5 protein-coding genes are annotated in these 7,559 nt (G+C 67.4%); 4 read left to right on the plus strand and 1 reads right to left on the minus strand.

The features are described 5' to 3' along the window. The coding region (locus tag ABW137_RS00660) for a helix-turn-helix transcriptional regulator (RefSeq protein WP_526395829.1) at positions 1-1,202 on the plus strand (1,202 nt) is incomplete at its 5' end. Continuing rightward, entirely contained in the window at positions 1,199-3,967 is a 2,769-nt protein-coding gene (locus tag ABW137_RS00665; protein ID WP_526395831.1) for an AAA family ATPase, read from the plus strand. The genes ABW137_RS00660 and ABW137_RS00665, both read left to right, overlap by 4 nt. Before the next feature lie 24 nt (positions 3,968-3,991). Here ABW137_RS00665 and ABW137_RS00670 read toward each other — a convergent pair whose 3' ends face one another. Next, a complete protein-coding gene (locus ABW137_RS00670; RefSeq protein WP_526395833.1) occupies positions 3,992-5,449 on the minus strand; it encodes an FAD-dependent oxidoreductase in 1,458 nt (485 codons plus the stop codon). Between the two features lie 461 nt (positions 5,450-5,910). On the opposite strand from ABW137_RS00670, the gene ABW137_RS00675 reads away from it, so the two are divergent. Both ABW137_RS00675 and ABW137_RS00680 read left to right on the plus strand, forming a co-directional pair. Next, positions 5,911-7,188: an alpha/beta hydrolase family protein gene (locus ABW137_RS00675; RefSeq protein WP_526395835.1), complete on the plus strand. Its 1,278-nt coding sequence runs from the start codon at positions 5,911-5,913 to the stop codon at positions 7,186-7,188. A gap of 180 nt (positions 7,189-7,368) precedes the next feature. Next, the coding region (locus tag ABW137_RS00680) for a VOC family protein (protein WP_526395837.1) at positions 7,369-7,559 on the plus strand (191 nt) is incomplete at its 3' end.

A 7,559-nucleotide genomic window follows, 5' to 3' on the forward strand; every position in this document is an offset into this window, starting at 1 on the left:
TGCGCACGCGGTTGGTGGCCGACCCCGCCCGTACCGCGATCGACGCCGTCGGGCAGCTGGACGAGACAATCGGCCACTTGCAGGCGCAGAAGGATCCGACGCTGGTCACGCTTGTCGCGGCAGCATCGCACTACGTCGACCGGGTACGGGTGCTGCGGCCCGATCTGCTGCTGATCAGCCGTAACGCGCGCCAGGGAGGTGCCTTGAGCTTGGCGATCTCGGCGTTGATGCCCGTGTGCATCGACGATGTTCGCACCGGGCGCTGGGAGGATGCCGACCGGCTCATCGCCGAATGCCTCGACTTGTGTCGGGAGACGGGTTTTCTCATGCAATCGTGGCCGGTGCGCCTCGCCGCCGCCTGGCTGGCTGGCGCCCGCGGTGACGATGGCGCGGCACGGCGGATCGGCACGGAGGTGTTGCGGTGGGCGTCGGCGTCGGGCGCCGGTGGTGCCGTCCGCTTCGCCCATCAGGTTCTGGCTTCTTCCGCACTGGCGCAGGGCAATTGGGAGGACGCCTACATCCACGCCTCAACGGTGAGCGCCCCGGGAGTGCTGGAGCCCAACGTCGGGCATGCGCTGTGGGCTGCATTCGACTTGGTCGAGGCCGCCGTGCGCGCCGGACACGCCGCGGAAGCCGCAGCGCACTCCGCCGCCCTGCGCGATGCCCGACTCGACCTCCTCTCACCGCGACTCGCGCTGATCGTCGCCGGCTCCTCGGCGATGGTGGCTTCTGACGCCGACTTCGCCGACCTCTTCGACCGGGCATTGGCCTCGCCGGGCGCATCGGACTGGCCATTGGAGCAGGCTCGGCTGAACCTCGTCTGCGGCGAGCGGTTACGTCGTTGCCGACGAATCAGCAAGGCGCGGGCTCATCTTCGCCGGGCCGTCGACGGATTCGCCGCCCTCGGCGCCCCAACGTGGAGAGCACGCGCGCAGGCAGAACTCGACGCTACGGGTCAACGCGACCGCGGCGGTGACGCCCGTTCCCCCATGGGGGCGTTGACTCCGCAGGAAATGCAGGTTGCTCGGCTTGCGGCGACCGGGTTGACCAACAAGGCGATCGCCGAGCGCCTGTCGCTGTCGCATCGCACCGTGGGTGCTCACCTCGAACAAGTACTGCCGAAGTTGGGCATCAACTCTCGCGCCCGGCTACACGAGGTCATCAGCGGGTTGTCCGACGCCGCCCGCGACGGCGTGTCATGACCGCACCAGCGGCGATGCTCGTCGGCCGCAGCGCCGACCTCAACGTGATCGACGACCTACTCGACAGTCGCGCACGTCGGGATGCTCTGCTGGTGACCGGCGATCCGGGGGTTGGCAAATCCGCGCTATTGGAGGCGTCGGCGAAGCGGGCCCGCAATCGCGGATATCAGGTGCTGAGGGCTGCGGGCAATCGGTTCACCGCCGAGGCCGAGTATTCCTGTCTCAGTGATCTTTTGGGTCCAAAAGTAAACACTGCCCTCGCAGTCGACGAACCCCTTCGCGACGCGCTAGGGGTGGTTCTGGGTGTGCGCCGCGGCGGTGCTCCGACGCCGTTGCTGGCGGCCAACGCAGCACTGGCCGGGTTCGCAGCCCTGGCTGCGCAGCAACCGGTCGCCGTCGTGGTCGACGACCTGCACTGGCTGGATGAAGCCAGCGCGCGGACGCTGTCGTTCGTGGCGCGTCGCGCCGGCAACGGCGTGAAATTTCTCGGCGCCACCAACACGGGGTCCCCATTTTGGAGCGGAACCCGCTTGCCGTGGCACCACCTGCGCCCGCTCTCCGAGACCGCGTGCGCCGAACTGATGGATGCACTTTTTCCGGCATTGACCGCCCGAACGCAACGGCGACTTCTCGCCGAGGCCCGAGGCAATCCGTTGGCGCTACTCGAACTTGCCCGCGCCGTCGGCGAGGAGCCCTTGGCAGGGGCGGGCACGGCGGTGGCATGGCCGGTCCTCGACGAACCTCTGCGATCGATGTACGTCGACAGAATCCGAGCGCTTCCGCCGGCCACTCGGCAAACGTTGTTGCTCGCCGCGCTCAACAGCGGCGGGGAACTATCAGTCCTGAGCATCGCTGCCCAGGGTGCGGTCCTGTCGAGTCTCGCGCCCGCAGAGCGCGATGGCCTGGTGTCGATCCGCCCGGACGGCCACACCGTAGCCTTCAGCCATCCCATGATTCGCTCCACGGTCGTCGAACTCGCCCACGACCTCGAGCGGCGCAAAGCGCATCACGCGCTAGCGATCGCGGTGCGCGGGCAGCCGGAGCGGGAGGCTACCCATCTCGCCGACGCCTGCATCGGTCCCGACGCCCACGTCGCTGACCTCTTGGAGGATGCGGCGCGCAGCAGCATGACCGCCGGGGATCCGCTGCGCGCCCTGGACCTGATGGTCCGGTCCAGCCGGCTCAGTGTCGGCTCCGCCGACCGGAGCCGACGAATGATTCAAGCGGCGACCCTGCGCGCCGAGGTCACCGGCGACCTGGGTGCCGCGTCGGAGACACTCGCCGCGGCCTTGATCGACGAGCCCGGTCTGACTGAGTCGCTGGCCGCGACCCTGGCCGCGGTGCACGTTCTCACCAACGCCGAGTGTCGCATCGACGTCGCCTACGATCTGCTCGTCACTGCGTTGAACAAGCACTCCGGTGACGAGAAACCCTGCGATGCAACGCTGCTCGACGCATTGCACACGCTGATCATCATCTGCTGGATGCGCGGCGGCGGCCCACAGACTTGGCGCCCGGTGGAGTCGGTGATCGAGCGTCTGGGACCCGACGCATCGACACTGCTGACGTCGTGCCTGGCGACGTTGGGCGATCCGGCACGCGGGGACGACGAGCTGATCCGCTGTGTTGACGCGCTGGTGGACGACTTGTCCAATGAGTCCGACCCGGTCGTCGTGATCCGCGTCCATCTCGCGTGCGTGTACCTCGACCGGGTCGGGCACTGCCGTGAAGCGCTCAAGCGGGTGATCCGAGACGGTCGAGATGGCGGCGCGGTAGCGCTGGCGATCAGCGCCCTGGTCGGAAGTGCCGTCGACGACTGGCAGGCCGGGCGATGGGCCGAGGCGCACGCCGCGGTCACCGAAGGGGTACTCCTCGCCACCCAGCATGGCTATCGCCGGTATTCCTTCGTGTTGGGTGACTACATCGGGGCACTGGTGGCCGCAGCGCGTGGGGATGGTGACCGCAGTGCCGCTGCGGCGGCCAGTCTGGCCACCTTGGCAGCCCAGACCGGTACCGAGATCGCCGGAGCCTTCGCCCATCACCTGCTCGCACTGAGCGCTTCGGCTCGTGGCGACTTCGATTCGGCGTTTCTGCACTCTAATGCGATCAGTGCGGCGGGCCAGCTGGCCCCGTACGCGCCGCACGCCCTGTGGGTGCTGTTCGACTTGGTCGAAGCAGCGATGAAGACCAACCGCGTGGAGCAAGGTCGTGCTCACGTGGACGCCATGCGCCGGGCGAACATCGCCCGGCTGTCATCCCGCCTCGCGTTGATCTATACCGCCTGTGCCGCAATGACCGGGCCCAGCGACGAAGCCCGCGCCATGTTCGACAAAGCCTTGGCGATTCCGGGCGCATCCCGATGGCAATTCGACTATGCCCGAGTGCAACTGGCCTATGCCGAACATCTGCGCTCCAGGCAATCGCTGACCGAGGCGTCGCGACACTTCGACGTGGCACTGCGCACCTTCGAGGGCCTGGCAGCAGAGCCGTGGGCGGCGCGCGCCGCGAAAGGTCTGCGGGCGACGCACGCGTCCACCCAAGGATGGCGCGGGGGTGCCGCCAGGCAGTTGAGCGCCCGAGACCGACAGATCGCCATGCTGGCAGCTGCGGGCCTGACCAACCGCGAAATCGGTGAACGTCTTCACATGTCACACCGAACCGTCGGGGGACACCTGTACCGCATCTTTCCCATGTTGGGCGTCACGTCGCGCGCTGCGCTGCACGCGGCGCTCGTCGAACTCACTGACGAGCATTCAGCGCCTTGAGGTGCACAGCGGCGGGCCCCGACATCACGAACCGCACAATCGGTCCAGCCACGCGACCAAACCCGCGTCCTTTGATCCGCGCCACCCCAGATGGCCATCGGGCCGCACCAGCATGTCTTTGCCGTCACCGCGCAGCCACGTCACGTCACCGAGCCGCTCACGGGCGATGTCGGCCATCGTCTTGGACCCGACCAGCGCCCACCCCGGCCCCAGTGTGTCGTGCAGACGGACGGAGCTTCCATCGGCACGGGTGCACAGTCGATTGGGAACTCGGTCCCCGCCGGTGAGGCCGGGCCACCGAATCCAGCCGGCCGATCCCAAGCTTTCCCGCGCATAGCTGACGTCGAGTTGTGACAAGCTGCGCGTGCGACGGCGCTGAGCCCACCCCCACCGCGCCAGCGGCACCGCCAACTCGCGCAACGTGCGAGACACCACCCCGTCGTCGAACACGAGCCGCGTTGCACGAGTGGTCGTGTCGAGCACATCGCGAGCAACGGGGCGGCGTTCGTCCTGATAGGAGTTCAACAACCTCTCTTCGGCGCGGCCCTGGACCACCAATGCCAATTTCCAGGCAAGGTTCTCCGCATCGCCCATCCCGGTGTTCATGCCCTGCCCGCCGACGGGACTGTGGATGTGGGCCGCATCGCCGGCCAGCAGGACGCGGCCGTGGCGATACCGGTCGGCCAGGCGGCGTTGGATGTGAAACGACGACGCCCATTGCGTGGCCCGAATGGACACACCGGCCTCGACGGTCAGGCGTTCGCCGAGCCGCGCGACGATGTCGTCGTCGGTGAGTTCGGCGTTGCCCACATCGCCGTCCGGGGCCATCAGTCGCCACAGATCGGCACCAGGAAGCGGTATCGCAGCGAGGAACTGGCCGTCGCGAAACCATGCGTAGATAGTGTTGCGTGCCCGGGTCACGTCGGCATGCACGTCGGCGAGCAGAAAGCGCTCCGGCAGCGGTGCGCCGCGAAACCCAATACCGGCCGCCTTTCGGATCGTGCTGTGCGCACCATCGGCGCCCACGACCCATTGGGTGCGGTGTTCGGTGCCGTCGGCGAACTGCAGGCATACCTGGTCGGTATCGGCTCGCACGTCGACCACCCGCCGATTCCACTGGATCGTGCCACCCAGCCACGTGAGGCGGCTGCGCAACGCCGCCTCGACGTCGACCTGCGAAATGAGTTGCCCAGGTGGCGCATCCGCGGAGACGGAGGAAGCGACCCGGCTGTGAAACAGGGTGCGCCCCCCGGCGGACACCATGATGTTCCATCCGTTCATGCCGCGGTCGGGCAGGTTCGCCAGCGCACCGACCCGGTTGAGCACTTCCGCTCCGCGAGGCTGCAACCCGAGGGCGCGGGAGGTCATGGCCGGCCCGTGCGCGGCATCGAGCACTGCCACGTCCACCCCGGCAGCCAACAATGCAGCCGCAGTGGTGAGCCCGGTGGGTCCGGCACCGACCACGGTCACCTGTGTGGGCATGACGTCCTCTCCGCGCACTGGCTGGCTCGAACGTGCCCTGGGGCAGGTGGACTGGCCCGCTCGTAGCAGGTCCGCACTTTCAAGAGACAAGCGTCGATGATCACCGTCTCTGCTCGTTGCAGAAGGCACATCCGTCAAACGACTCGAAGTCGCGAGATCGAAGACGCCTCGGGGACCCCGTGCTCAGCTACCAAGCACTGGTGGTCCGCCCGCTCGCGGCGGGACCACACGTGAGTCATTCGACGGATGCCCCCAGCAACTACGCGGACCACGATGAGTGCGGCCCCCGCGGTGCAGATGATGCACCCGCCCGCTACCCGCGAGGAGACGCACATGATGTCGCCAATATTGCGCTCTCGGTGCGAATTCCACGGCAGCAACGAGTGTCTCCCGGGCCGTCCTCGGCGAGTCCGTTGCCACCGGTTGAAATGAGCCGTGGCCCGTGTCGCCGAGGTATCGGCATGAAATTCATCTTCGGTGACGACGCGTTCAGCCGCGAGACGCTGCGCGCGATGGGGTACGCGTGCTACGGCGGCGCCGACATCGGTGAAGTCCTGATGATTACGCGCAAGATCCCCGAGGGTGACGAGTTGGCATGGCACCGCGAATGGAAGGCGGGCGCCGAGCGCCAGGAACAACTCGCACAACGGTCACTGGATGCCTGCAATCCGGCTAGCGCGCGGCATTCGCTGCTACGGGCGTCGAATTACTACCGATGCGCCGAGTACTTCCGACGCGACGATCCGTCCAACGACTCGGAGGTCGTGTCCTTGTCGCGTCGCAGCCGCTGTGCGTTCCTTGCCGCAATGGCGCTGTCCGGCAATGGATTCGAACAGATCAAGATCCCCTACGAGGGCACCACCTTGCCCGGTTACGTGCACACGGTCGACCGCTCGGGCCGCCCGCGTCCCACCCTCATCGTCACTGCCAGCCTCGACTCCACGCTGGAGGAGTCCTACTTCGCCATCGCTGCCGCAGCGCTGGAACGCGGCTACAACGTGCTCGCCTATGACGGTCCCGGCCAAGGCGCCACGCTGCGCGAGAACCACCTGATGTTCCGGCCAGACTGGGAAGCCGTCGTCGCACCCGTCATCGACTACGCGATCGGCCGACCCGAGCTGTCCTCACACCAGCTGATCGGATTCGGATACAGCTTGGGCGCCTACCTGGCGGCGCGAGCCGCGGCATTCGATCCCCGCCTGGCCGCATTGATCCTCAACGACGGCATCTGTGACTTCCGCGCTGCGGTGGAACGTGTCCTGCCGCCCTTCCTCCTTGACTGGATTCGGCGACGACACGACGAGTCAGCTAATCCCGTGCTGGCGCTTCACATGTCGACCGACATCAGATTCAACTGGGCCATGCGTCACGGCATGTGGTCGATGGGCGCCAGCACGCCCGCCGACCTCACGCGCGCCTTCCTGGACTACTCGCTGACTGAGGTCGCCGAACGCATCCGCATACCGACCCTCGTTCTCGACGCGGAAAACGATCAGTTCCTGCACGGACAGGCCCTCAGCACGGTCCGCGCGATCGGCGACACCTGGGCCACCTTGGCCACTCTGACCATCGACGAGGGCGCCGGCGAGCACTGCCACGTGGGCGCGATGCCCCGGGCCCACCAAGTCATCTTCGACTGGCTCGGCGGCGTCGCGGCGCCGGCGGCGACATCACCGTCCACCTCGGTGCAGTCGGCAACGGCCGCTACGCCGACCAGCGCTCTACCGGAGACGACATGATTCGGATGCCACATCAGGCGCACCCCGGCCGAACTGGACGTGCGCACCCGCGTCTGCGCGGAAACCGGTGCAGCGTCCCGACTGATGATCGTGCCAGCGCGGGCAGGCCCGCCTGCATCCCGCGGCGCGATGCGACCTAACCGCAAGCCGATCTACCCTTCGACCAAAACCGAGGCAAAAATGATGATCGACCACGTCTTCTTGACGGTGACCGACATGTACCGCTCGCACGCCTTCTACCTCGCGGCGCTGCGGCCCCTGGGCCTACACCACACCTACGACTTCGACGGCGCCGACGGCCCCGCCGGCCACCCCGACCTGCGTGGCTTCGGCGACGGCAACAAGTACAGCCTGTGGCTGAGAAGCGGTGT

It is taken from the genome of Mycobacterium sp. (assembly GCF_040509115.1).
Classification (GTDB): domain Bacteria; phylum Actinomycetota; class Actinomycetes; order Mycobacteriales; family Mycobacteriaceae; genus Mycobacterium.

What these genes read in the sequence shown, in the direction of transcription:
- ABW137_RS00670 (WP_526395833.1), bottom strand. Translation starts at nt 5,449, where the DNA reads ATGCCCACACAGGTGACCGTGGTCGGTGCCGGACCCACCGGGCTCACC.
- ABW137_RS00665 (WP_526395831.1), top strand. Translation starts at nt 1,199, where the DNA reads ATGACCGCACCAGCGGCGATGCTCGTCGGCCGCAGCGCCGACCTCAAC.
- ABW137_RS00675 (WP_526395835.1), top strand. Translation starts at nt 5,911, where the DNA reads ATGAAATTCATCTTCGGTGACGACGCGTTCAGCCGCGAGACGCTGCGC.